General features: G+C 61.5%; 19 protein-coding genes and 1 pseudogene. 8 read left to right on the forward strand and 12 right to left on the reverse strand.

The genetic code is table 11. The features are described from left to right. A complete protein-coding gene (gene glpB / locus FR699_RS01330) occupies positions 1-1278 on the reverse strand; it encodes a glycerol-3-phosphate dehydrogenase subunit GlpB (RefSeq protein ID WP_154552144.1) in 1278 nt (425 codons plus the stop codon). Beyond that, on the reverse strand, positions 1268-3013 hold the full coding sequence (gene glpA, locus FR699_RS01335; protein ID WP_158853521.1) for an anaerobic glycerol-3-phosphate dehydrogenase subunit GlpA: 1746 nt from the start codon (positions 3011-3013) through the stop codon (positions 1268-1270). Before glpA ends, glpB begins: the two co-directional genes overlap by 11 nt. Before the next feature lie 214 nt (positions 3014-3227). Between glpA and glpK the strand changes: the two genes are divergently transcribed. Beyond that, positions 3228-4766 carry a glycerol kinase GlpK gene (gene glpK, locus FR699_RS01340; protein ID WP_154552142.1) on the forward strand — a complete coding sequence of 513 codons (1539 nt, stop codon included), beginning with the start codon at positions 3228-3230 and terminating at the stop codon, positions 4764-4766. A gap of 2 nt (positions 4767-4768) precedes the next feature. Next, on the forward strand, positions 4769-5851 hold the full coding sequence (locus tag FR699_RS01345) for a hypothetical protein (protein ID WP_158853523.1): 1083 nt from the start codon (positions 4769-4771) through the stop codon (positions 5849-5851). 143 nt (positions 5852-5994) lie between these two features. On the opposite strand, the gene FR699_RS01350 is transcribed toward FR699_RS01345, so the two are convergent. Then, entirely contained in the window at positions 5995-6969 is a 975-nt protein-coding gene (locus FR699_RS01350; protein WP_154552140.1) for an ROK family protein, read from the reverse strand. A gap of 125 nt (positions 6970-7094) precedes the next feature. After that, positions 7095-8849 (reverse strand): pyruvate kinase, encoded by a 1755-nt coding sequence (pyk, locus tag FR699_RS01355; protein ID WP_158853525.1) that lies wholly within the window; start codon positions 8847-8849, stop codon positions 7095-7097. 641 nt (positions 8850-9490) lie between these two features. On the opposite strand from pyk, the gene FR699_RS01360 reads away from it, so the two are divergent. Together FR699_RS01360 and msrA are read left to right on the forward strand one after the other, a co-directional pair. Further along, a complete protein-coding gene (locus tag FR699_RS01360) occupies positions 9491-10543 on the forward strand; it encodes an NAD(P)/FAD-dependent oxidoreductase (protein ID WP_154552138.1) in 1053 nt (350 codons plus the stop codon). A gap of 83 nt (positions 10544-10626) precedes the next feature. After that, the gene (gene msrA, locus FR699_RS01365; RefSeq protein WP_154552137.1) at positions 10627-11154 is read left to right on the forward strand and encodes a peptide-methionine (S)-S-oxide reductase MsrA; all 528 of its coding nucleotides are present in this window, start codon (positions 10627-10629) and stop codon (positions 11152-11154) included. 181 nt (positions 11155-11335) lie between these two features. Here the strand turns inward: msrA and FR699_RS01370 are convergent, their stop codons facing one another. From FR699_RS01370 to FR699_RS01400, 7 genes are all read right to left on the reverse strand, one after another. Further along, positions 11336-13084, reverse strand: a complete 1749-nt coding sequence (locus FR699_RS01370; protein WP_158853527.1) for a glutamate--tRNA ligase — start codon at positions 13082-13084, stop codon at positions 11336-11338. A 65-nt stretch (positions 13085-13149) separates the two neighbouring features. Next, positions 13150-14190: a geranylfarnesyl diphosphate synthase gene (idsA3, locus tag FR699_RS01375; RefSeq protein ID WP_154553217.1), complete on the reverse strand. Its 1041-nt coding sequence runs from the start codon at positions 14188-14190 to the stop codon at positions 13150-13152. Between the two features lie 10 nt (positions 14191-14200). Beyond that, positions 14201-15544: a ribonuclease J gene (locus FR699_RS01380; protein ID WP_154552133.1), complete on the reverse strand. Its 1344-nt coding sequence runs from the start codon at positions 15542-15544 to the stop codon at positions 14201-14203. Between the two features lie 304 nt (positions 15545-15848). Next, positions 15849-16922, reverse strand: a complete 1074-nt coding sequence (locus tag FR699_RS01385; RefSeq protein ID WP_158853529.1) for a hypothetical protein — start codon at positions 16920-16922, stop codon at positions 15849-15851. Between the two features lie 49 nt (positions 16923-16971). Next, positions 16972-17715, reverse strand: a complete 744-nt coding sequence (locus FR699_RS01390) for an isopentenyl phosphate kinase (RefSeq protein ID WP_158853531.1) — start codon at positions 17713-17715, stop codon at positions 16972-16974. Positions 17716-17740: 25 nt separating this feature from the next. After that, on the reverse strand, positions 17741-18733 hold the full coding sequence (gene mvk / locus FR699_RS01395) for a mevalonate kinase (RefSeq protein WP_154552130.1): 993 nt from the start codon (positions 18731-18733) through the stop codon (positions 17741-17743). A 47-nt stretch (positions 18734-18780) separates the two neighbouring features. After that, positions 18781-19155 (reverse strand): DUF5518 domain-containing protein, encoded by a 375-nt coding sequence (locus FR699_RS01400; RefSeq protein WP_154552129.1) that lies wholly within the window; start codon positions 19153-19155, stop codon positions 18781-18783. 313 nt (positions 19156-19468) lie between these two features. On the opposite strand from FR699_RS01400, the gene FR699_RS01405 reads away from it, so the two are divergent. Next, positions 19469-20698 (forward strand): aldo/keto reductase, encoded by a 1230-nt coding sequence (locus FR699_RS01405; RefSeq protein ID WP_154552128.1) that lies wholly within the window; start codon positions 19469-19471, stop codon positions 20696-20698. A gap of 8 nt (positions 20699-20706) precedes the next feature. On the opposite strand, the gene FR699_RS01410 is transcribed toward FR699_RS01405, so the two are convergent. Further along, on the reverse strand, positions 20707-22296 hold the full coding sequence (locus FR699_RS01410; protein ID WP_158853533.1) for a molybdopterin-dependent oxidoreductase: 1590 nt from the start codon (positions 22294-22296) through the stop codon (positions 20707-20709). A 976-nt stretch (positions 22297-23272) separates the two neighbouring features. Here FR699_RS01410 and FR699_RS01415 point away from each other — a divergent pair. The 3 genes and pseudogenes from FR699_RS01415 to FR699_RS01425 all read left to right on the forward strand — a co-directional run bounded on the left by FR699_RS01415 (position 23273) and on the right by FR699_RS01425 (position 25402). Then, positions 23273-24147 (forward strand): annotated as a pseudogene (locus FR699_RS01415) (IS5 family transposase). A gap of 53 nt (positions 24148-24200) precedes the next feature. Continuing rightward, on the forward strand, positions 24201-24566 hold the full coding sequence (locus FR699_RS01420; RefSeq protein WP_158853535.1) for a hypothetical protein: 366 nt from the start codon (positions 24201-24203) through the stop codon (positions 24564-24566). Continuing rightward, the gene (locus FR699_RS01425) at positions 24566-25402 is read left to right on the forward strand and encodes a hypothetical protein (RefSeq protein WP_154552125.1); all 837 of its coding nucleotides are present in this window, start codon (positions 24566-24568) and stop codon (positions 25400-25402) included. The genes FR699_RS01420 and FR699_RS01425 overlap by 1 nt, the downstream gene beginning before the upstream one ends. The last annotated feature ends 103 nt before the right edge of the window (positions 25403-25505 follow it).

Raw genomic sequence — 25505 nt, forward strand, 5'->3', positions numbered from 1 at the left:
TTAGACCTCCGTTGCCGCACGTCGACCGGCCTCGTAGCCCGTTGCGATCGAGACGCCGCTGCCGGACTTCTCGGCCGCGTAATCGTACCCCTCGATCACCGCGCCAGCGGCCCGCAGATTCGGAAACTCCGCTGTCCCGTCGGCGTCGGTTGGGCGAAGCTGCTCGTCGACGGCGACGCCAAACCGGGCGAAGGGGTGATCGCCGAACGCTGCTTCGTCGAACCACTCGTAGCGATCTGTCGGGTGCGGGACGTGACAGCCAAACAGCGGCTCGGCGACCGCTTCACGGTCGGCTTCGATCCCCTGGCCGGCGACCCCTCCGGTCGCGAGGACGAACTGCTCGGCCGCGTAGGGGATCTTCTGTCCGGAGCGGTCCAGGAAGACCGAAGAGACTACGCCGTCGTCGGTCTCGGCGTCTACCACCGGACTGCCGATCTCGAAGTGGCCACCGGCTTCGTCCAGGGCGCCATACAGTCGCGATTCGAGGCGCTTTCCCAGGAGGCTCGGCGGCCCCATCGGGAGTTCGAACACGCGAGTATCCAGACGCTCGGTCAATTCTCGTCGTACTGCGTTAGGGTGGTCCTCACCCAGCACGGCCGGGAAGCCGACCCGCTCGACGCTCTCACAGTGTGGTTTGACCGCCTCGGCCACTGCCTCGCGAACTGTTACAGTTCGTCCTTCGTGGGTGAGTTCGGGGTTCTCGTCGAGAAGATGGGCGTAACGCGTCACTTTCGCGTCATCTCTGACGATTACGGGGAACTCGACCGTCGCCGCGCTCGTTTCGGCCGGAAGGCCCGTGTTATCGAGGTGGGCCGCGGCCGTGGCTGCGTCGAAGGCGGTCACCCGCTCGAACCCGACCAGCAGCATCGCCCGATCGTCGCTGGCCAGCCCCGGCGCGACGCTGTCCGGATACCGGGCCGTCGGTTTGATCGTGCCGCCGTAGGTCGGGACGAGGGCGTTGTCGTCAGTATGCTCGCCCCGGTACGTCTCACCCAGGATGTCGTCGACCATCGCCAGCCCGTCACGGACCGCTGACTCGCCGACGGTCGCGTACGGATGCCGGGCCGGCAATTCCCCTATCGCGTCGAACGGATCGACGAGCGGTCCGTCGCCGTCCGGTGTGTATCCCATGACGTCGAGGAGTCCGCTGGCGTGTCTGAGGGTGGTTTCGGACTCGCTGAGCAGGCGGACGTCGGCCCCCTCACGGGCCGCCCCGAGGGCCGTCGAGAGGCCGGCAATGCCGCCGCCGATGACGAGGACGTCTTGCTCAATCGCCACAGTGATCACCTCCGCCGTCGGTGGCGACCTCACCTGGCCCGGCGTCGTCGGCGTCACCCGGCACGCCGGGGCCAGTGTCGAACGCTCCGAAATCCAGGGCCTGGTCTTCACTCGCCGGGTCGTGGTCGCGGTTCATGGTGGTCGCGTGCATGGCGTAGGTGATCATCGCCTGGCCGAGTTGCTCACCCCAGAGGGCGTGGCGTTGACCCTTCCAGCGTTCCTGGTAGAGCTCGTCCAGGGCCGTCCGGGCCTGTCGTTCGTCGTATTCATCGTAGAGTTCGTTCGCCAGTCGGTGGGCACAGAACCCGCCCTGGCAGTTCCCCATCGAGGCCCGGGTTCGGATTCGGACCGCGTTGAGGTTACTTCCGGACTCGTCGATTGCGTCCCGTACCTCGGCGCGCGTCACGGCCTCACAGCCACAGACGATCGGGTTCGGGTCGTCGGTGTCCAGCACCTCCTCAGTCCGGGAGCCGAGGCGTTCGGCGCTGCGCTTGCCGACCGGCGACCGCAGGCCGAACTCGTTCATCGCGGCCTCGATGGCACCCGCGTCTTCGCTTCCGGGAAGTGGCTCTTGGGCTGTCCGGCAGGCCGTGTCCACCCCACATTTCTCGGCGAGGTGGTCGACCAGTTGCTCGGCCATGAGGCGGTAGGTCGTCAGCTTTCCACCGACGATGGTCGTCAGCCCCGGTCGACCGTCGCGCTCGTCGTGATCGAGCAGGAAGAACTGGCGAGTGATGTCCGTCGGGTCGTCGGTACCGGTGTCGGGCGGTTCGTACAACGGTCGCACCCCCCAGAACGACCGGATGGTTCGTGCCTCTTCGAGGATCGGGACGAGTTTCCCGAGTTCTTCGATCATCAGGTCGACTTCCCACTGCTCTTCGGGGTACTGGGCGGGATCGCTGACTTCCTCGTCGGTCGTCCCGAGGATCGCCGTCGTCTCGTGGGGGACGACAATATCGGCATCGCCCTTGGGCTTACACCGGTTGATCACGGTGTCGACCTGCCGGACGTTCATGATCGTCATGACGCCTTTCGAGGGCCGGACTTCCACGTCCAGATCCGCCATGGCCGCGAGATCGCCCGTCCAGGCCCCAGCCGCGTTGACGACGTGATCGGCTCGGATTTCCTCGACGGTCCCTTCGACCCCGTGGACGTGCTTGCCTGTGCCACTCTCGTGGGTGACTTCGACGCCGACGACTTCGCCGTCCTCGACTAGCAGGTCGGTTACTTCCGAGAATGTCTCGATGCGGGCGCCGTGGTTCTGAGCACTCTTGGCGTTGGCCACACAGAGTCGGAACGGATCGATCGCGGCGTCGGGTACCTCGATCGCCTTCTCGATGTCTTTCGCGAGATACGGTTCCTGTGCCCGTGCTTCGGCCGCCGTCAGTTCCGTCGCCGGGATCGAACACTCCCGTAAGCCCTCGAGTTTCTCTCGATAGTACTCCTCGGTGTCTTCGGGGCGTTTGACGAACAGGCCGCCGGTATCTTCGACGCAGTGGGTCGCGATGTCCCGGAGGATCATGTTCTCCTCGATACACTCGCGTGCGCTCTCCTGATCGGAGACAGCGTATCGGCCACCGCTGTGCAACAACCCGTGCATCCGGCCGGTCGTGCCGTGGGTGAGGTTGCCCTTCTCGAGGAGAGTTACGTCGAACCCACGCATCGCCGCGTCGCGGGCGATCCCGACACCTGTCGAACCGCCACCGACGACGACCACGTGTGGCGTAGATGTCATACGATATCCCAACCCACGGACCGAGATCACTTTACTGTTCTCACGTGACTGGGTGTCTGGTCGACAGTAGATATATTCGATAAACATTGGAAAGACTCCGTAAATACTGGATATCCGGCAACCTGCCACGTCACCCCAATGATTTATAATCATATAATGAGAACGCTACTGGTACGGTATCGTGTTGAAATAACCTCACATAAGTTGGCAACTCATGACAGAAACGTACATCGGCGCGATCGATCAGGGAACGACCGGGACCCGGTTCATGGTCTTCGACCACAGTGGTGCGGTTGTTTCCAACGCGTACCAGACGCACGAACAGCTATATCCCGAACCTGGCTGGGTCGAACACGATCCACTCGAGATTTGGGAGAATACCAAGGATGTCGTCTTGGACGGGCTTGCGGACGCAGACATCTCGCCCGAGCAACTCGAGGGCATCGGGATTACCAACCAGCGTGAAACGACTATCGTCTGGGACGAGGCATCGGGCCGGCCAATCCACAACGCGATCGTTTGGCAGGACCGACGGACAACCGATCGCATAGAGGAACTACAGGAGGCCGAGAAAGTCGAGTGGATCCGTTCGAAGACAGGTCTCGAAGCCGACGCGTACTTCTCGGCGACGAAGACCGAATGGCTTCTCGACAACGCCGAGCCGCTCAAACTACAGAGTACGCGCGCAGAGGACGTTCGAGACCGGGCAGCAGCCGGTGAACTACTGATGGGCACGCCCGATTCGTGGCTCATCTACAATCTCACTGGCAATCACATTACCGACGTGACCAACGCGTCCCGGACGATGCTTTTCAACATCCACGACCTCGAGTGGGATACGGAACTCCTCGAGGAGTTTGGCGTCCCCGAGCCGATGTTGCCCGAGGTACGCCCCTCTTCGGACGAGAACTACTACGGGCACACGGATCCGGACGGCTTCCTCGGTGAGGCAATCCCCGTGGCGGGCGCGCTGGGCGACCAGCAGGCGGCCCTGTTCGGCCAGACTTGCTTCGACGAAGGCGACGCCAAGAACACCTACGGAACGGGCTCGTTCTACCTGATGAACACGGGTTCCGAAGCCGTCGAGTCCGAACATGGGCTCCTCACCACGATCGGTTTCCAGATGTCCGGCGAACCCGTCCAGTACGCACTGGAGGGGTCGATCTTCGTCACCGGCGCGGCCATCGAGTGGCTGGAGGATGTCGATCTGATCAATAACGCCGCCCAGACCGCCGAGCTTGCCAGCTCGGTCGACTCGACCGATGGCGTGTACATGGTCCCGGCCTTCACCGGCCTGGGAGCCCCCCACTGGGACGGGCGGGCTCGCGGGACGATCGTGGGGATGACCCGCGGGACGCGCAAGGAACACATTGTCCGGGCGACGCTGGAATCTATCGGCTACCTCACGCGGGACGTCGCCGAGGCGATGGAGGCGGACTCCGGCGTCGAGACCACGACGCTCCGGGTCGATGGCGGCGCGGTCAAGAACAACTTCCTTTGTCAACTCCAGAGCGACATCATCCAGACGGAGATCGCACGCCCCGAGGTCGACGAGACGACTGCGCTGGGCTCAGCCTACGCCGCCGGACTCGCCGTCGGCTACTGGGAGACACAAGAGGAACTCCGTGACAACTGGCAGGTCGACCGTGAGTTCTCCCCAGAGGTCGATACCGACGAGTCCGACCAGATGTACGATCGATGGGATGACGCCATCGAGCGCTCGCTCGGATGGGCACGAGACGAGGAGGAATAGCCGTGTTTGACATTGCCCTCGCGGTCCCGGTGATCGGCGGCTCCTGGGAGGATTTCGCTCTCCTGTTTATCACGGCGCTTGCCGGCGGTGCGTTCGGTGCCGCACTCGGCGCACTTCCCGCGTTCATCTTTACCGGCTTCGTGGTCTTCCTCGGTGAAGGGATCCGCATCGTCACTCGCGTCTTTGGCCTCGACGCCGTCCCGGGAACCGCCTTCACGGGTGACGTGACTGGCGTGATCGGGTTCGGTGCGATCACCGGACCACACATCGCCTTCGCGGGTGGCGTCGCAGCGACCGCCTACGCAGCCAAGCAGTATCCCGAGATGGAACCGGACGGCTGGGACTATCACTTCGGGAAAAACATCCTGTACGCCTTCGGGACGAAACCCGACATCCTCGCGGTGGGCGCTATCTTCGGCGCGATCGGGATGCTGATCACTGAAGTCGGGTACGCGGTCGTCGTCGTCGATGGGACCGCAGTTACCGACTTCATCGCGGTTTCGGTCTTTGCGACGGCGTTTCTCGCCCGCCCGGTCTTTGGCTATCCGATAATCGGCACGTCGAGTGGGTCCGACCATCTCGACATGTCGCCGTTCGAGCGAGAAGACCCACATCCGAAGGCTGACGACGGCGCCGTCGAACACGATGGGCGAGTAGCGACCGAACCGTGGCTTCCCCACCAGTACAAGTGGACTGGGGTCACGGCAATCGGAATCGTTGGTGGGTTGCTCGGCGGCTTCATCTACATCAAGACCGGCAGTGTGTTCATGGGATACGCCATCTCGGCGATGAGTCTCCTCTTTTTGAACCTGGGTGTCGAGAAAATCCCGGTCACTCACCACATCACGCTCCTTGGCTCGGTCGGTGCAGCCGTAATCGTCCCCGAGTTTAGCCCTGTCGTTGCACTGCTCGCGGCCGGCGTCTTCGGTGCCGTTACTGGGCTGTTCGGTGAACTGACCCAACGGCTGTTTTACGCCCACTCAGGCACGCACGTCGATCCGCCAGCAATGGCCATTGCGATTGTCATGGCTATCGTCGCTGTCCTCTCGATCGCCGGGATCCTGCCCAACGCCGCATATCTCTAACTGAGACGTCATCGATTTTTGGGCGGTCGGATAATCGGCGTCCCACTCGACGTATCTGGGCTGATCGATGAACGGTGTAGACTCGACTGTTTTGTGCCAGAAGAACGTTCGCTGTCTCTTATCGCCGAGACAACCCTAGCGATTTACTCGGGGAGTTGATTTCGGTCGCCGGTGCCCTCGGTGAGTGCGCTGGCGAGTGCCCCCTCCAGGACGACGTCGTCGCCTAGGGTCGTGAGCTTGATCTCGGGGATGTTTCCGAATACCATCTCGGGTAACTGCTGGCGAATCTTGTCGACGACCAGCTCGGGGTTGTTCTCGGCGACGCCACCGCCGATGTAGATGACAAGCGGGGCGTAGGCCTGGACGATATTGGCGACACCCATCGCGTTGAACCGGGCCAGGCGATCGATAAATGCATCGGCGAACTCGTCTTCGCCCGCGTACGCAAAGAGATCCGGGGCGGTGAAATCAGCGTCCATGACAGGCATGTCCGTTTCCCAGTCGCCGGACTCGTAGTACTCTCGGGCGTACCGGGGGATGTTCTGTCCGGAGGCGTAGGCTTCCCAGTGGCCGTCCTGGCCACAGCCACAGCCCATCCGACCCTCGGTGTCCAGGGTCATGTGGCCGACTTCGCCAGCGTTGCCATCCCAGCCGCTGAGGATGTGTCCGTCACAGGCGATCCCGGCGCCGATCCCCGTCGAGATCGTCAGGTAGACCATGTCGTCGGGATTGCGCTCGCTGTGGAAGCGCTCGCCGATCACGCCGGCGATCGCGTCGTTGTGTAGGTAGACGGCCTCGGTTTCGGCGAGGTTACTGATCGGTCCGGTCAGCGGGATCCGATCGATCGTATCCGGCAGGTTCGCCGGATTCTCGATTTCCCCTTCTGCGAGATTCAGTGGACCGATCGTCCCCATGCCGACCGCTTCGAGGGCCGAAGGCTCGACGCCGGCGTCCCCGCAGGCGTCTTTGAGAGTCTCCAGGACCGCTTCCGTGACAGCGATGCCTGTCGGCCCCTGCGGTGTTTCCCGTTTGTGTTTTCCGAGTTCGTCGCCAGTTTCGTCGCCGACGACGGCACGGACGTAACTTGCACCGAGGTCGATCCCTGCATACGCGGCCATATGCGCACATAGATGGTACTCCGACACTTAATTGCACATATTTCCGGCCGACAGTACTCGCCGAACTTCCGATGACTGAGTAGCGCTAAAAACGCGGTATAGTCGTCGGTTCGTTCGGTGTCGCCTCAGTTTTCGTCTTTGAGCGTCCCCAGCGGACCCTTATACAGGACGCCGCGCTCGGCGTCGAGCGTGACCGTCGATCCGTCTTCCAGATCGTCCGGGACAGTCATGTGGCTGACCGTCGGGAGGTCGAGTTCGCGCCCGACGACAGCCGCGTGGCCGCGCCGGTCGTCGCTGCCGTCGATAATGCCGCTGAGTTTGCCAGGATCGCCTGCGAATTCGCCATCGAAGGACTCAGACAGTGCCAGAATCGCTCCCTCGGGGACCTCACTGAGATCGCCGTCGGTGGATTTGACCACTTCACCGGTGACGAGTCCGTCGACGATCGACTCACCGGAAGAGACGGTCTCGGCTGCGACGTGGACCTTCAGCATGTTCGACGTGTCGACACCGTCCAGTTCGGTCATCATCCCCGAGATGACGACGACAGTATCGCCGTTCTCTGCGATGCCAGTTTCGAGTGCTGACTGGACCGCGTTCTGGATGATCGCGTCGGCTCCTTCGGTGGTGTACGGTGCGGTTGTCGGGTACACGCCACGCGAGAGCGCGAGCTGTCTCCGGACCCGCTCGCTGGGCGTCGAGGCGATAATCGGGATCGGTGGCCTGAACTTCGCGACCCGAAGGGCCGTGTAGCCGGATTCGCTGGCTGCCACGATCGCCTCGGCGTCGATGTCCTCAGAGAGCGTTCGGGCGGCGTGTGCCAGCGCATCGGTCCGCGTCTCGTCGGATGTCGGGACGCGCTGTTGGCGGAGTTGGGCGAACTCCCCACTCTGCTCGACTTCTTCGACAATATTGCTCATCGTCCTGACGACGCGGGGCGGGTGGTCGCCGATCGCTGTCTCGCCCGAGAGCATGACTGCGTCGGTCCCGTCGAAAATCGCGTTGGCAACGTCGGAGGCTTCTGCTCGCGTCGGACGTCGGGAATCTTTCATCGAATCGAGCATCTCCGTCGCCGTGATGACCGGGACGCCCGCTTCGTTGCACTTTCGGATGATTCGCTTCTGGTACAGCGGGACTTCTTCGAGGGGGAGCTCGACACCCAGGTCCCCGCGGGCGACCATCACGCCGTAGGACGCCTCGATAATGCTATCCAGGTTTTCGACGGCGCCTTTCCGTTCGATCTTCGAGATGACTGGCACTTCCGTGCCCTGCTGTTCGAGGTACTCGCTGATCTTCCTGACGTCGTCGCCATCTCGGACGAAACTCGCTGCCACCAGATCGACTTCTTCCTCGGCGGCAACCTGCAGTTCGGTCCGGTCTTTCTCGGTCGGGAACGGCAAGCTGAGTTCGACACCGGGGACGTTGACGCCTTTGCGTGCACCGAGCTCGCCGCCGTTCTCGACGTGGGCGTAGACGTCGCCGTCCTCGACTTTCTCGACGGTCGTCTCGATGCGGCCGTCGTCCAGCAGCACGTTGTCTCCCGGTTCGACGACCGAAATATCGACCGACAGCCCGACTTCTTCGGGTGTGGCTTCCTCGCCTTTGTAGAATCGAACTGTCGTTCCGCCCTCCAGTTCGATCGGTTCCCGGATCGGGGCGGTCCTGACCTCCGGCCCTGGGATGTCGTGCATGACGGCGACGGACTTATCGAGCTCCGCGTCGACCTCGCGGATCCGTTCGACCATCGTCCGTCGGTGTTCGGGTGAGCCGTGGCTGGCATTGAGCCGGGCGACGGACATGCCGGCCTCGGCCAGGTCCTTGATGTCTTCTTTCGACTCCGATGCTGGTCCGAGCGTACAGACGATTTTGGCGTTTCGCATTTGTTAGTACCCCCTGGTGGAGGGTGACGGCCGCCGTCCGCTGACGGTGCTCGCCATACCTAGGGACCTCTGTCCCCTGGGGATATGAAACTTATCAGAGCGATCTGATACGGCAAAATATACCACGAACGGCCGTGGTATGTGTACTCGAACCGCAATCATCGACGGCTGAATGTCAGGATCGTTATCTGATTTAATTCCTTCGTGAATATGTGTGCTGTTCTCCCTTTTCGTGCGTATTTTTGATTTCTCCAACCGGCACAGATCGGCCCACTCTTCTCGGGGCATTGCATCGGGCTCTTCGGAGAGCCGGTTGTCGGAGACAAGGTGTTCGGGGAGCGATCGTCCGTGAGTTCAGTCACTGCGAAGCGTCGACACCGGCTCCGATCATCGTCGAGCGAAACGTCGCCAGACGTCTCGCCTCGTTTGTGTCGGATCTACTAGCTTAGTCATGCATCTGTCTGTCGCCACTATCCTCGATACGATGGACTCTCTGCCGCCGCAATTCAGTCAACACACTCTCGATATGGCTGTCGAGGGGCGCACGAAAAACGGGCACTTGCGGGATCTACGCGCCTTGACGCGCCGAGCGGGAGGCCGCGTGCGCAAGCTACAAACGCCGGCCTCCTGTACAAATTGGTATGTCTGAGAAAGCTGCACACCGCCGGTTGATCATCGCCGGCTCGGGTATCGCCGGTATGACGGCGGCCGTCTATGCCAGCCGCGCGAACAACGATCCATTGGTCTTGGAGGGTGACGAACCGGGTGGCCAGTTGACGCTGACGACCGACGTCGCCAACTACCCCGGCTTCCCCGACGGGATCAACGGTACCGAGCTAGTCAACCGCATGAAAGAACAGGCGACGAACTTCGGGGCCGACGTCGAGAACGGCATCGTCGAGTCGATCGACGACGATGCCCGCCCGTTCCGCGTCGAACTGACGGACGGCACTGTCTACACCTGTGACGCCTTTATCGCCGCCAGCGGTGCGAGCGCGCGCACGCTTGGCATCCCCGGCGAGGACGAACTCATGGGCTATGGCGTTTCGACGTGTGCGACCTGCGACGGCGCGTTCTTCCGCGACGAGGACATGCTCGTCGTCGGCGGCGGGGACGCCGCCATGGAAGAGGCTTCCTTCCTCACGAAGTTCGCCGACACGGTGTACTTGGCTCACCGTCGCGAGGAGTTCCGCGCCGAGGATTACTGGGTCGACCGCATCATGGAACACGTCGATGCTGGTGACGTCGAGATCATGCGCAACACGGAAGCCGTCGAGATCCACGGGTCCCGTGAGGACGGCATCGACGGCGTCTCGCTGGTCCGCCACCCCGACGGGCATCCAAAAGACAAACTCGATTCCGACCGCGCCGACGAGGTCGAACACTTCGAGCAAGATGTCGGTGCTGTCTTCCTTGCCATCGGGCACACGCCAAACACCGACTACCTAGCAGACACCGACGTCGAACTCGACGAGACGGGCTACATCCACACACAAGGTGGCCGCGACGGTGGCCAGACCGAGACGGCCGTCCCGGGCATCTTCGGCGCAGGCGATGTCGTCGATCATCACTATCAGCAGGCGATCACCGCCGGCGGGATGGGCTCGAAGGCTGCCCTCGATGCCGACGACTATCTCGATGACGAAGCCGAAGCCGCCGCTGCTGAGGCCAGCGTGGCCGAAACTGACGACTGATTCTCGGTTGCGGGCTGCAAACAGCTGACTCCAAATTCGCCGCCCTCGTCACCCTGATACGCCTCGCGGTCCTACAGCTGGCCATGGCAACAGCGACGTTCGGTGGCGGGTGTTTCTGGTGTACTGAAGCCGCGATGAAAGAACTGGACGGCATCGAGTCGGTCACGTCGGGCTATGCCGGCGGCCACGTCGAGAACCCGACCTACCGGGAAGTCTGTTCCGGTGACACCGGCCACGCCGAAGTTGTCCAGGTCGAATACGATTCTGCCGTGATCAGCTACGACGAGTTGCTGGAGGTGTTTTTCGCTACCCACGACCCCACGCAACTGAACCGGCAAGGGCCCGACGTGGGGACACAGTACCGCTCGATCGTCCTCTATCACGACGACGACCAACGGGAGCTGGCCGCCGCCTACATCGAGGCCTTAGACGCGGAATACGACGAGGAGGTCGTGACGGAACTTACCGAGTTGGACGAGTTCTATCGTGCAGAGGAGAAACACCAGGACTACTTCGAGAAGAACCCGACCGACGCCTACTGTCAGATGCACGCTGCACCGAAAGTCGAGAAGGTACGCGAACGATTCCAAGCGCTGGTCGCAGACGCCTGAGTGCGGTCGATCGAGGGGAGACGCCGATGCTGGAACGCAGACTGAAACTCACGGTCTGTCGCCGTCGACACGGCGTATAAAATAGCCGCACTATTCGCCCGATCATTTGTCACAATCACCGTCGAGAGCATCACTCGACGCCCCGCGTTTGCTTCGACCGAGACGGTGCCTTCCCTGTGAGTTACGGGTGCGCGAAGTACGCGACCAGTTCGTCGTCCTCGCTCACGTCCGTTGGTTCGGTCGCTTCGGGCACGGTATCGAGACGGGCGAAGCCGACCCGGACGAACTGGACCATCTCGTCTTCGCCGTAGCCGAGCAGTCCCGGCTCGACGTGACCGGTCACGTCCCCGTCAGGTGTCCGGAGTCGCGCGGGAACGCTCGTCGTCGCCGGTACCCAGTGGATTACGTCCACATCGCCCTCGCGAACGACGTCAATATCGTCGTCGGTGTACTCAAAGGCCCCCTCGTCGGTTCGGCGGACACAGCCATATCCTTTCAGCCAGACGCGTTCGCCTTCGCGTGGCAGGTCCTCATCTTCGATCAGGACCGCCGAACCGACCGGGATCGTCCGCTTGCCTCGCTCCTCGTGGTTTGGATGCATCGGCGGCTGACCGCGTTCCGGGCCGCCGGAAAGAGCCACTTCGACGCCGTCACGGACGAAAAAGGCCCGGTCGCTGTCGTCGTCGATCATCTCGCGATTGTTGGCGTAGACCGAGGACAGCGCCAGATCGACGTTGCTGGTCGAAGTCCCGAGTTCGGTCATCGCGTCGACGATGGCCTCGCCTCGGATGCCGCGTCGACGGAGACTGGCGATCGTCGGCGCACGCGGGTCGTCCCAGCCGTCTAACTCGCCGTCTGCGATCAGTTCCTTGATCGTCGAGGTGCTCATCGGCACGTCGAAGTCATCGACCTGCACGTGGCCCCAGTGGATCACCTCGGGGTACTCCCAGTTGAAGTACTCGTAGACGAACTGCTGGCGCTTTGCCGAATCCTGGAGGTCGATCCCCCGGATGATGTGTGTCACGCCCGTGAGGTGATCGTCGATCCCGCTCTGGAAATCGAGCATCGGCCAGCAGCGATACTCGGCGGCTTCCTCGCGAGGGTGGGGCGTATCGATAAGCCGGAAGGCAACCCAGTCTCGCAGGGCTGGATTCTTGTGCTCGATGTCGGTCTTGATCCGTAGCACCATCTCGCCAGGCTCGTAGAGCCCATCGATCATGCCCTGGAACTCGTCGCGCACTGTCGCCGGGTCTTTCTCGCGGTGGGGACAGGACTCACCGTTGTTTTTCAGCGCGGAGAAGTCCTCAGCCGGACACGAGCAAGTGTAGGCTCCGCCCAGATCGATGAGGTCGCGCGCATAAGCGTAGTACGTCTCCAGACGGTCGCTGGCCTTCAGCACGCGATTGGGGCTGAATCCCAGGTACTCGATGGCGTCGCGGATCTCGTCGTAGGCATCCAAGTCCGGGCGCTTGGTCTCTGGATCGGTATCGTCGAACCGACAGAGGAAGTACCCATCGTAGCGGTCCTTGTAGGTGCCCACGACCGCAGCCATCCGTGCGTGGCCGATGTGCCACGGGCCGTTCGGGTTGGGTGCGACGCGCATCCGGACTTCCTCGTACTCCTCGGTGTTGGGCAGGTCCGGAAGGGCGTGTTCTTGGCCTTCGTCTTCCGCATCGAGTTCTTCGAGGCGCTCGGGTGCCAGTTCCGCAAGGCGCTCGCGTTTTTCCTCTGTCGAAAGCCCGTTGACGCGTTCGACGACCGGTGCGAGGACGCCCGGGATCTGGTCGCCGTACTCTCGGAACTCCGGATTCTCGCCCATCAGCGGCCCCATGATGGCCCCGACCTGGGCGTCGCTATCGTGTTTCAACGCGTTGAACAGCGCGTCGGCCTCGGCGGCCGCCTCGACGCGCTCGCGAATATCGTCGTCCATGCCCGCTCCTAACCGGCCTGGGGGATAAAACTCGGCCGATTGCGGCTCAATTCCGCTTTGCCATCTCAGTATTCGCGTTCGATCAGGAAGTCCGCGATCCCTTCGAGTAAGTTCCGTGCCTCGTTGTCTGGCAGCACGTCGAGGTTGTCTTTGCCGTCTTGAATGAGCCCCTCGGCCGTCTCACGCGCGAAGTCGATGCTGCCGGCGGCCTCCAGTTCCGCGACGGCGGCTTCGATAGTCTCCTCCTCGACCGCTTCCACGTCGTCTTCGGGGACGAGCCCGTCCACGTCGACGCCCTGCTGGCGGGCGTGGACAGTGATGATCGTCCGTTTTCCCTCCACGAGGTCGCTGCCCCGCTGTTTGCCCAGTTTTTCGGATGGCGTCGTCAGATCGAGCAGGTCGTCCTGGATCTGAAAGCCCCGTCCGATGTTCAGCCCATACTGGTAGAGCGCGTCGATTTTGTCCTCTTGGCCCATCAGGATTGCGGGGATCGAGGCCGCGGCGGCATAGAGGACCGCCGTCTTGAGTTCGACCATCTCCAGGTACTCGTCGGTCGTCACCGCGTCGTAAGATTCGAACTCGATGTCCAGTGACTGGCCTTCGCAGATCTGCGTGCAGGTGGTGGCCAGTTCAGACAACGCGCGGACCGACCGATCCCCGGTCGCCCCGGTTTCGAGCATGTTCTCGAAGGCCTTCGCGTAGAGCGTATCGCCCGCGAGAATCGCCGTCGAGAGATCGTACGCTTCGTGGACGGCTGGGACGCCACGGCGCATGGCGTCGTCGTCCATGATGTCGTCGTGGATGAGCGTAAACGACTGGATGATCTCGATGCTCACTGCCGCGGACATCATGTCGAGGTTGTCGCCGGCCGTCGGAAAGTTGCGATAGGGCTGACTCCGTGGGGACACGTCGGCGAGTGATTCCGCTGCGAGCAGCAGGATCGTCGGCCGGAGGCGTTTGCCGCCGGCGTCGAGCAGATACCGTGAAGCCTCGTAGAGTTTCGTTGGCTCGACGACCGGGAGATTCTCCGGAATGGCCTCGTTGACCTGCCCGCGACGCCACTCGATGGCCTCCATCACCGCGGCCGAGTCGTCGGTATCCGTCATCGCCATCTGATTATTCGACCAGCGTGATCACGTTACCGTTTCGGGTCACGTGCAGGTCCTCGCCCATCTCGTAGCCCTCGCCCTCGGCGAGGTCGACGTACGGCGCGAACCCTTCCATGTCTTGGTGGGCCGGGATGAGATTCTCGGGCTGGAGGGCATCGAGCATCTCGTAGTGGCCTTCGCGGTTGAGGTGGCCCGAGACGTGGACCTCGTCGTAGATGCGGGCCCCCTGCATCCGGAGGAGCGTCTCGCTTTGGTAGCGCTGGCCCTCGTTGGTCGGCTCGGGGATGACGCGGGCCGAGAAGATGACCTTGTCGCCTTCTTCGAGCTCGTAGGGCGTGTCGCCACGACCCATCCGGGTCAGCATCGCGCGCGGTTCGCCCTGGTGGCCGGTGACGATCGGCAGGAAGTTCTCTTTGCCTTCGCTCATAATTCGCTTGAACGTCCGGTCGACGGATTTCCGGTGGCCGTACATCCCCAGATCGTCCGGGAATTCCACGAAGTCGAGCCGTTCGGCCGTTCCGGAGTATTTCTCCATCGATCGGCCCAGCAGAACTGGTTTGCGGCCGATGTCTTCGGCGAACTCGACGAGACTCTTTACGCGTGCGATGTGGCTGGAGAACGTCGTCGCGACGATCCCACCGTCGTAGTCCTCCATGCTGTAGATGACGTCTTTGAGGTGTCGGCGCGCGACGGATTCACTCGGCGTCCGCCCTTTCTTCTGGGCGTTGGTACAGTCCTCGATATAACAGAGGACGCCTTCCTCGCCGATCTCCCGGAACCGATCCATGTCGATCGGGTCGCCGACGACCGGATCGTGGTCCATGCGCTTGTCCAGCCCGTAGACGACTGCGCCCTCGGGCGTGTGGAGGACCGGGTTGATCGCGTCGATGATCGAGTGGGTGACGTTGACGAATTCGAGTTCGACACCGTCGTCGCCGATCGACGTGGTCGCGCCGGCGTCCATCTTCACGAGGTCGTTCTCGACACCGAACTTCTCTTCGCCCTGGATCTGCTGTTTGACGAGCTCGATCGTAAAGGGCGTCGCCATGATCGGGGCGTCGTAGCGGTGGGCCAGCTTGCTGATCGCGCCGATGTGGTCGAGGTGACCGTGGGTCGGCACGATGGCCTTGACGTCGCCTTCGATCTCGCTCATGACGCGATCGTCGGGGATCGCGCCCATATCGATCAGATCCAAGCTGTGCATCCGCTCGGTCTCGACGTTGTCGTGGATCAGGACCTTCGAGAGGTTCAGGCCCATGTCGAAAATCACGACGTCCTCGCCCGCTCGCACCGCAGTCATCTGTCGTCCCACTGCTTCGTAGCCGCCGATGGTGGCAATCTCGATTTCCATAGTTGCTCCTCCGAGTGGGGCCACCCGACGGAAGCCGCAACAGCCGACAGCACCGCACTGTCGATCGCGTCTGTAAGCGGTGTCGATCGCCGTCCGGTCGATCGGACCGATCGGACCGCGAGCCACCGTTCTTCGATGGCCCGCAGTCGAGGCGATGACGTGGGCAAGGAGTGCCCGACGCCGCCGCGACGATCGCGCTGACGTCCATCCGTCGGCCGCCGGTTCCGATCGGGCGGCCGAACGCTCGGTTGTATCGGTCTATGTGTCGGGGCGATAAAAACCGTGCGGGTTCGACCGGCGACCGCTATCGTGGTTCTTGGGTGTCTTCGTCGTCCTCGTTCTCCGTTTTATCCGTCTCGGGGAACGAGTCTGACGGCGTTGTTTGTTGGGGGTCGATCTCGTCTGGGGCGAGGGGGTCGTCTGACGATTCGTCGCCTGTGTCGGCTGCCTCCTCGTCGCTCGAAAAGAGGTCGCTCGCGTCTCTGGGCTTTTCTGGCGCGTCAGTCGCCGGCGTCTCTGTAGAGTGCCCATCGTCCGTTGCCTCCGCAACCGAGTCAGCCGATTGCTCGCTGTCTTCGGTGGATGGGTGCTCTCCCCGGACTGTCTCGGCACTGACCCACTCGTCGGTATCCTCCTCTCCAGCATCCGTACTATCGGCTGGTATGTCCGTCTCCGGGTCGTCTTCGGCGGACCGATCGCCACCTTCCGTTTCCGCCGGTAATTCGTCGGCCTCGTAGTCTGGTTCTGTCGGGGCGGTTCGGGTGACTGATTCGCCTGCATCCGCCCGTTCCTGCATGTCGGGCTGGCTCGTTGCTCGCGAGCTACTGTCGTCAGCTGTCGTCTGTTCCGGACGCGGGGCGCTTCGTTCGGCCGTCACTCCCTCGCTTTCGGTCTGGAGCTTGCGCTCGACTTCTCGCTTCCAGGCTTCGTCGTCTTCCGGACTGGATCGTGGCTGGGACGAGGGTGCTCGCGCTCGACCGTCGCGGGCGCGGGGGGCCGACGTGGACTCTCCCGGAGCAAACTCCACCGTTTTGGCGTCGTCTGTCGCTGGCTCGTTCCCTGTCTCGGCGTCGCTTGCAGCCGTCTCAGCTGGGTTACCTGCCGCTTCGACACCGGCCCGGACGCCGTCGGCGACGACGTTGAGCACAATCGTCAAGAAACCAGCCAGCACCAGGAGGGTGCCGAGGGTCGTGAGGACACCACCGGCTGCCAGTTCTGTGCCGATGTCGACGGCTGGACCGCCGGGGAATGCTTCAGCCTCGTCGAGCAGATAGATACCGCCGCCCGTGAGGCCGCCACCGGTCACCGCGAGGACTAGGAAGTACCCGAACAGCCGTGCCCAGTAGCGGGCACTCGCCTTCGGATCGATCGCTGTCATACCCTGGCAAACGGAAACCGCAGGGAAGTAAATTACGGGCGTCGCCCCGTCACTCGCCGCCGCCGATCAGCGTCCCCGGGCGTTCGCCACCCAGAAACGCCGACAGCGCATCGGGACCAAAGATCGAAGCCGGGGTGGATACGTCCAGCAACGCCTGGACTTTCCCGGCCATGCCGCCGGTGACGTCGGTCGCCTCGCTGTTGCCGACGGCCGCGGCGACGGCCCCAAATTCGTCGATACGGTCGATCACCGTCCCTGAGTCGTCGAGCACACCCGGCACGCTCGAACAAAGGCCGATCCGGTCGGCCGAAAGCGAGCGGGCGAGCATGACGGCGATCTCGTCGCCGCTCAGGATCGTTGCCCCCACGCCGGTTTGGACGACTACGTCACCGAACAACACCGGGACGAACCCCTCGCCACGAATGCGTTCGATGCCGTCCGTGGGGAGCGTCGTCTTCCCGTCCTCGTCCCGGGAGGCGACCGAGAACGGGTCGACCGGGACCGCCGGGACGCCGGCCGACTGCAGCGCCGCGACGACCGCGTCGTCGAGTCGTCGCATGGCGTCGTGGATCGCGTAGACGCCCGCCGCGTCGCTGGTCCCGCTTGTGGCACTTACACCGTAGCGGTTGGCGTGATGGTGACCGAAGCTCCCGCCGCCGTGGACGATCACGAGGTCTTCGACGCCGCTGTCGGCGATGGCATCGGTCGCCCCTGTCAGGGCCGCTTCGTCGACGGTCTCGGGGGTGTCCTTCTCCGTGATGACGCTCCCGCCGAGCTTGAGAATGGTCGTCACGCGTGGCTCCCCCGCACTCTTCGACTCATTGGTCTTCCACCCGGACACCGTCGGTGTCCAGTTCCGCCCGGAATGCCTCCTCACACCCAGGCGTGTAATCGAGTGCCCGTTTCGTCGCCTCCGTCTCGTCCAGTGCGACGATACAGCCACCGCCGCCAGCCCCGGTGAGTTTCGCCCCCAGCGCGCCCGCCTCGCGGGCTGCCCAGACCATCGAATCCAGCGAGCGGGCCGAGACACCGAGTGCCGAGAGGAGCCCGTGGTTGACGTCCATGAGGCGGCCGAGTTCCGCCAGATCCCCTGTGGCGATTGCAGCCTCTCCCTGACGAACGAGGTCCCCGATCGCGCCCACTGTGTCTGTGGCGAAGTCGTACTTTTGGCGCAGCGCGCGGACATCCGAAACGAGCGCGCCGGTGTCACCCGATCCACCGTCGTAGCCGATTACAAACGGTAGATTCGGGACGTCTGTGAGCTGTCGGCAGTCGTCACCTTCGACCCGGACGGCTCCGCCCATCGCCGAACAGAAGGTGTCCGCACGCGACGCCTCGCCGTCTTGGACCGCGAGCTCGACCTGATAGGCACGATCGGCGATGTCTTCGGCTGCAAGTTGGGTGCCAAGTTCCCGAGTAGCGGCGTCGATCGCCGCGACGACGACTGCCGCTGACGAACCCAACCCGGCACCGAGTGGGATTGCACTATCGATCGTGACGTCGAAGCCGGCTTCGGGGTGCCCGGCGGCGTCCCGTGCTTGCTCGATCGCTTCGTTGATGTAGCCCATTGCGGCGTCCAGCAAGGGTTGTTCGACGTCGATGTCTGGCCGCCCGGCCGCGTCGCCGCTGTACTCGACGGTGAATCCGTCCAGGGTTAGATCCCCTGCGTAGACCCGTAACGCGTCGTCGTCTCGTTCGGTCGCCGTCACCGAGGCTCGGCGCTCGATCGCACAGGGGACGGCAGGTTCGCCGTAGACGACGGCGTGCTCGCCGAATAGATACACCTTCCCCGGCGCGCTCGCTGTAACCATGTTCGAGGTTTTCCGGGGGACGGTAATGGGCGTTGTGAACCGGTGGCTTAGATCTCGACGTCAGTTTCGGTGGCGACGTATCGGCCGAGGAGACCACCGAGTGCGCTCATCCCCACCGAATAGGCGAGCAAGGCGAAGACAGCCAGAAGCGCGAAGATACCGAGCAGGGCTGATATCGACCCGGGAACGCCGAACGACGGGAGAAACGGGATGATCGAGCCCAGCACCACGAAGACGAACACGAGCGGAATCGCCGCGAACAACCCAGCTAGAGCTCCGACTGTTATCGCGCTGGACTGGTCGCCGCCTTGCAGATAGCCCGCGACGGCACCACCCAGCAACGGCGAGAACGGAACGAACGCCAAGATCGTCGTCGCGACTGCCCCGAGCAACGCATTGAGGAAGGTGTTTCCTTCGGCCATAGTGAGTTAACGCCGGCTCCCTGGAAGAAGATTGCCCTGGTCAGTTTTCGCGATATTCTCACCGAGCCGGCGGCCAAACTGGTAGCCCCATATCGTCACGTACAGCACCACGCTCGCGAGGCCGCGAGGACGGTAGCCCCGGATAGCGGGAGCTTCGCGATCGAAGCCTTCGCAGCGAAGCCCAGCAGGACCGACCCACCGCGAGCATCACTTTCTAGGCTTGTATCCTCGCCCGCTTGCCTACTCGTCGCCTATCGCTTGTCGCCTTCCTGTCGGGACGTGGCTCTTTACTGCTGGCACACGTAGCTCCCCTATGCAACCGACGCTCGTCTACGACGACGATTGTGGGTTCTGTACCCGCTCGGCCCGCTTTGTCGCTCGACACGGCACTGTCACGATCGTCGGCTTCTCCGCGCTATCGCCCGCACAGCGCGAGCGCCTCCCTGCGGACTACCGGGAGTGTGCACACCTGCTGACCGACGACGCCGTCTACTCTTGTGGGAAAGCTGTCGAACGCGCGTTCGCCGAGACCGACCTCGCCCCTGCTGCACTGTTCGACGCGCTGGGACGGGTGCCCGGCTACCCGGCGACGCGGGAACGCGTCTATCGATGGGTCGCTACGAACCGCGGGACCGTTGGCCGTCTGTTGCCCTGCGGCCGTAGTCGGACAGTCACGCTACCACGTCGGCCGGACGTTCATAACGATCGCCGCCCTACCGAATCTATGGAGTACGTCACTGTCTCAGACACGGAGGTCCCCGCGATCGGCGTCGGCACCTGGCAGATGGAGACCGGTACCGCCTACAACGCGGTCAGCAACGCCCTCGACAGCGGGTATCGACACGTCGATACCGCCCAGATCTACGAGAACGAGTCCGGCGTCGGTCGCGCCATCGCGGAGGCCGATGTCGATCGCGAAGACGTCTTCCTCACTACCAAGGTCAACCCGACCCATCGTTCCGTCGAGTCGATTGTCACCTCAGTCGAAGACAGTCTCGAAGAACTGGGGACCGACTACGTCGACTTGCTGTTGATTCACTGGCCACACCCGCTCGCCGACCTCGAAGACGTCATGACCGGACTGAACGAGGCTGTCGACCGTAGCATGACCCGGAACATCGGCGTCAGCAATTTCGGGAAAGACCGCTTGGACCGCGCCAGGGAACTTTCGGACGCGCCCATTCTGACCGACCAGGTGCTCTTTCACCCGTGGTGGCCCCAGCGGGAACTCCTCTCCTACTGCCAAGACAACGATGTCATGCTGACGGCCTACAGCCCGCTGGCGAACGGTGCGCTGATCGGTGACGAGCTGCTGGCGAACCTCGGTGATCGCTACGGGAAGACCGGGCCACAGGTCGCGATCCGCTGGGCGACCCAACACGAGAACGTTGCGACGATTCCGATGTCGACGTCCCGGAATCACCTCGCGGAGAACATCGACGTCTTCGACTTCAAGCTCACCCGCGAGGAACACGACCGCGTCACTCGCCCCTCCTACGCCCGGACCGGAATCGCGCTCGCTCGCGGTATGATCGGTGTCTGAACCGACAACTACAGCGAGAGCGTCACAGAATGCCAGCCGGTCGACCCGCCGGGGTGTGGGTTAGATCGTCCGCGGCGCTGTCGGTTTCCGTCGCCGTCCGTTGCTCTGACGCGGACATCCAGTGCTTCCGGATTTGGCTGTGTGAATTCGTAGCGCCACCGGTTCCAGGCAGAGGCCGATGGCGCCGACTCCAGGGTAGCCTCGGCCCACGTCTCACCGCCGTCGAGACTCACGTCGACGCCTTCGACTCCCCGAATCCCGGCGTAGGCGATCCCACCGACGGCGATCTGTGCACCTCGGCGCTGGATCGCGCGCACGTACGACAGCGTGTTGATCACCGCACGCTCGTCCCACCCGCGTTTTTCCCAGTAGGCCTCGTGATCGCTTGCCGAGACCTCAAGGCCCGTCACCCACTTGGTCGACTTCATCCCATATCGACCGGGGATGAGCAACCGGGCCGGGAACCCGTGGCGTTTGGGTAACGTTTTCCCGTCCATGCCAAACGCCAGGAGGATGTCCTCGCGTTCGGACACGACCGACCAGGGCAGAGCTTCCGAGTAGCCGTCGGCCGCGTGCGTGACAATGTCGATGGCGTCTTCGTCGACACCCGTCTCTTCGAGGAGTGTCTGCATTGGGATGCCGGTCCAGTCGGTCGTGCTGATCAGGTCACCACCGACCGTATTCGAGATACAGACCATCGTCAGCGTCAGTTCGCGGGCGGCCGGATGCTCGGTCAACTCCTCGTAACTGAGTGCCCGGGGTTCCTCGACGGCCCCGTCGATCGTCAACTCCCACTGGTCGGTGGTGACCGTCGGGGCCGAGATGTTCTTGTCCACGACGTAGTGGTCTTCGATCGTCCCGACGCGATCCGGCATCCCCTCGAAGTCGAACCCGAATGTGGCGTCGCTCGCTGCCTCGGACACGACGACGCCGTTGGTCTTACTCCGTGATTCGAGTGCCTCCCCACCAGGTGTGCCCGTCGGTGCTGGCGTCGTCCTTCCAGTCCCCGTCTTCTCGTCTACTGGATCGAGATCAGCGCCGGGCTGGACGCCACCCACGGATGGCGACTCGCCGAGGACGCGGGCGAGGGCACCGCCCGCGAGCACTGTCCCGGCGGCCCCACTCATCCGTCGCATGGCGCGCCGCCGTCCGACCGCCGCTCGCGGCCCGACCTGGGCCCACCAGACCGCGCCCGGCGGGACGATCGCGAGGATTGTCGCGAGTAGCCAGCGACTCGAAATCCCGCCATCAGCCACGTAGAAGCCGCTGGCCGTGACGGCGAACACGCCCAGCGCAATTGCATAGGATAGCTGCAGTCGCCGTCGGAAGCCGAGGCCACCCCGATCGAGCGCGACGCCGATCGTTGCCCCAGCGCCGACGATTCCGAACGATACCCCCACGACCAGCAGCCACTGGGCGTATTTGCCGAACGTTTCGATCGCCCACGTCGCGATCGACCCAGGTGCGGCCTCGATCAGCGTCTGGGCGACGACCAGCGTCGGATCGCCACCTACCAACGGCCGCGCGGCGACCATCCCGAGGACCCACGCCAGGGCTCCACCTCCCCAAAAGAGGGCCGTCGTCCGAGTGCGTGCCATACTGTCACACAGTCCGGTTCGGTGTAATGTCTTTGGTAACCGGAGAGATCGGCACTGAGGCAGTTGTTTGTGGGTTCGAACGTATCGAAGCGTCGGTCGTCAAGACTGAGTTCGAAATCTGGACGTGCCCCTGCGATACGGGGGAGTTATCGAAAATCCTCGCACTGAGGTCATGGCTCTCCTGGGATCGTTTCATGTTCGTCATTTTTGATGGCAGTGACGAGAGGGGGCCGGCATCAGACCGAAGAACGATAGCGGGGTCGTTCTTTATTACAATTGCTTCCAGTCAATCAAATCATAACAGCCTCATTTATTCTGGATGGACCCTCACTTTTGGTGCTGGTATAGACTCTTTGTAGGGTTAATTGGTAACCATGTTCCTCCGTGAAGCACGATTAGTTTGTACCTATAGAACCTCTTGCAATGTCTTAACAGTCAGAGGTGACTGATCGGAGATACCCCTACTATCCATAGTCAAGAATAGCACACTCCTCTACTATTCTTAGCACCCATTTCAAGGGTACTTTCTGGTTTTCAACCAAGGTATGAACTGTATGATGTATACATAGTAACAGAGTAAATGATTGACTAAAATCCGGTATATTTATTATTATTGGATAGTCAACTTGATTGTGATATCTGACAATCAAATTGGTGGCCGACTTCCGTTCAGTAGGCGTTCCGTTTTAAAACAGATGAGTGGTTCGGTGGGTGCTGGACTTGTTGGATTATCGGGTATTGGCACTGTAGCCGCTGATTCGAAGAGAAAGTTTGTCGGGGTAACGTATGACACACGCACCCATCAAGTACAGCGACCAGCACATGCCCAGATCCAACACCATGGAGAGGGCGAGATCTCTGGAAAGTTGCAGCTTGGAGGATTCAATATCAAATTGGGGGCTCTGGTGAATCGATGGACAGCGTCGGCTTCGACCGTTAGAACTAGGGAGTTGAAGCGGGAAATCGACGATGATCCATGTCGAAGATCTCCCGCTTCACGAAGAAAGCGGTCCAGTTAGCTAAAAATGCTGTCGGTGGCCGAGGCGAAGTCGCCGCCCCCGAAGGGGGTGGCGGCTTCGCCGACTACGCTGTTGTGTCGCTGCATTGTCTGCGGGTTTACCTGGAGAAATCCTACCGAGAAGCACTAGATTTGCTGAGCGAGATGCCACAAATTCTCGGGGAGATCGGCCTCGAAGCGGCCGATCTCCCTGATCATTCGACGTTAGTGAAGTGGTTTGACAGAATCAAGACGGCACTTTGGCGAGTGCTGCTGCGCCTATCGGCGCAGCTGCACGATCCGAGCGGTCACGCCGCCATCGACGCGACGTTCTTCGACCGCGAAAACGCGAGCAAACACTACTGCCGGCGGACGAATTACCGCGTTCAGACGCTCAAAGCGACTGCTCTCGTCGATACAGAAAGCCAAGCGATTCTGGACGTTCACTGTACGACCGAGAAACGTCACGATACACAGCTCGGCTGGCAGGTCGCCCGCCGCAACGCGGGCGACCTCACCAGCCTCGCTGCGGACAAAGGCTACGACTGGATGGAGTTACGTGAAAAGCTCCGGGAAGAGGGCGTCAGACCGCTGATCAAACATCGTGAGTTCCGGCCCATCGATCACGCGCATAACGCGCGGATCGATGGGCCTCGTTACCGTCAACGAGCGATGTCTGAAACCGTCTTCTCGACGATTAAGCGCACGCTCGGCGACAGAGAGGGAGCGAAGCTCCCTCAGGCAGTCGGACGTAGTCCGACGACGCCGTGCGTGCGCGATCCTGGTACGGCGAATTTCGAGAACTCGTTCTGATGTGTGCGGTTCACAACATCAACCAAGCAGTGAAACAGTGAAATCAAGCTACGTCTGGCGATTCACCACGGCCAAATTGGGTGATTCGGGAACATTGAGTCCCTACAAAAAAGCCGGACCGCTCTGGCAGTATTATATTGAACTTACCGAACCGCAATACACTCGCGATGGAGAGAAATTGATTTGCAAATTGGAGTTTGACGGTCACCATATTGTGGGAATCGTAACCCGTCCAAGTGACCGATTTGCAGACCTTAGCTACACAATGAACGCGAAAGAAAACGGCGCGTCTGTCGGCAAAATAAGAAAAATGCTCTCACCAGAAGAAGAGGCCAAAAAGTTCGATGAAGTCCCGGACATTTCTGAGAAAGGGGTTCCAACCAGCACGTCATTGAAAAATCTGAAACCAAAGGGTAAGAAGAAACGAAAAAAGAAGGGCAAAAAGGGGGGTGAGAAGTAATGTCTGAAGAATATGATGTGACATATGTCGATGAGGACAAAGCGACCCCAAGCTATTCCTTCGATACTAGAGACTATGATACAGATAACTGGGACGTATGCCTAAACGATACACAGGACAGCACCAGCGTTGACTTCAGATCGTCAATGACGTTGCGGGGGGACCATACTTCGCCGCCTGTGATTTCGGAAGGTTCGTTCGAGAAGATAACTCTTGAATGCTATTTTGAAGAACTTCCTGGTACTTTACTTGGAGAATGTGAGTCGGACTTCCAAGATATGTATGGGAAATATGTGGACCCAGTGGTGAAAAAATTTGAATTCATGGCTCATACAAATAACGAGTCGAAGACACCACTTGCTGATCCACGACCCAGAGCTGACGGGAGTACAAAATCTGAGTCGTTTGTGGATGAAGCGATCGCAATAGGCCTCACTATCGTGGGTGCATTCACTTCCCCTCCAAGTGGTCTTGCGCTTGGATTTGCTTCGTTTCTGATTGACCAATGGGATAACGGTAATCCAGAAGATCTCATAGAAGTCGATCACCAAACACCCAGCAGCGAGGATGGTGAAGAACGGTATATCTGGACGTATAATGTTGATCCTAATCTTGGAAAAGATAGTTTCCCCACTGCTTCGGACGATAGACTTGGTATCACGGTAAATGTCCTAAATGATAATCTGACTGGGAATGAGATGGACGTGGTAACAGGGACAGTCAGCACTACGTATCGTATCCCTGATCTGGGCGGATATTGTCCTTGTGAAGATTACGGGTACGTCAATCACATTGCGGAGACGGAAAATTATCTAGTCTATGCAGAAAGTAAATAAGGTTCACTGGCATTAAGTAGTATCAATCTACATTTTAGATATGGTTGATCCATCACACATATTTTTTGGATTTATCTTCCTTCTTTTTGGCTTCTTATGCACT

Origin of the sequence: Halorhabdus sp. CUG00001, from assembly GCF_009797925.1 — an archaeon.
Classification (GTDB): domain Archaea; phylum Halobacteriota; class Halobacteria; order Halobacteriales; family Haloarculaceae; genus Halorhabdus.

Excerpts from the sequence above, each read along its gene's own strand:
- glpA (WP_158853521.1), bottom strand. The coding sequence starts at position 3,013 with ATGACATCTACGCCACACGTGGTCGTCGTCGGTGGCGGTTCGACAGGT.
- glpK (WP_154552142.1), top strand. The coding sequence starts at position 3,228 with ATGACAGAAACGTACATCGGCGCGATCGATCAGGGAACGACCGGGACC.
- FR699_RS01350 (WP_154552140.1), bottom strand. The coding sequence starts at position 6,969 with ATGGCCGCGTATGCAGGGATCGACCTCGGTGCAAGTTACGTCCGTGCC.
- pyk (WP_158853525.1), bottom strand. The coding sequence starts at position 8,849 with ATGCGAAACGCCAAAATCGTCTGTACGCTCGGACCAGCATCGGAGTCG.
- FR699_RS01360 (WP_154552138.1), top strand. The coding sequence starts at position 9,491 with ATGTCTGAGAAAGCTGCACACCGCCGGTTGATCATCGCCGGCTCGGGT.
- msrA (WP_154552137.1), top strand. The coding sequence starts at position 10,627 with ATGGCAACAGCGACGTTCGGTGGCGGGTGTTTCTGGTGTACTGAAGCC.
- FR699_RS01370 (WP_158853527.1), bottom strand. The coding sequence starts at position 13,084 with ATGGACGACGATATTCGCGAGCGCGTCGAGGCGGCCGCCGAGGCCGAC.
- idsA3 (WP_154553217.1), bottom strand. The coding sequence starts at position 14,190 with ATGACGGATACCGACGACTCGGCCGCGGTGATGGAGGCCATCGAGTGG.
- FR699_RS01380 (WP_154552133.1), bottom strand. The coding sequence starts at position 15,544 with ATGGAAATCGAGATTGCCACCATCGGCGGCTACGAAGCAGTGGGACGA.
- FR699_RS01385 (WP_158853529.1), bottom strand. The coding sequence starts at position 16,922 with ATGACAGCGATCGATCCGAAGGCGAGTGCCCGCTACTGGGCACGGCTG.
- mvk (WP_154552130.1), bottom strand. The coding sequence starts at position 18,733 with ATGGTTACAGCGAGCGCGCCGGGGAAGGTGTATCTATTCGGCGAGCAC.
- FR699_RS01400 (WP_154552129.1), bottom strand. The coding sequence starts at position 19,155 with ATGGCCGAAGGAAACACCTTCCTCAATGCGTTGCTCGGGGCAGTCGCG.
- FR699_RS01405 (WP_154552128.1), top strand. The coding sequence starts at position 19,469 with ATGCAACCGACGCTCGTCTACGACGACGATTGTGGGTTCTGTACCCGC.
- FR699_RS01410 (WP_158853533.1), bottom strand. The coding sequence starts at position 22,296 with ATGGCACGCACTCGGACGACGGCCCTCTTTTGGGGAGGTGGAGCCCTG.
- FR699_RS01425 (WP_154552125.1), top strand. The coding sequence starts at position 24,566 with ATGTCTGAAGAATATGATGTGACATATGTCGATGAGGACAAAGCGACC.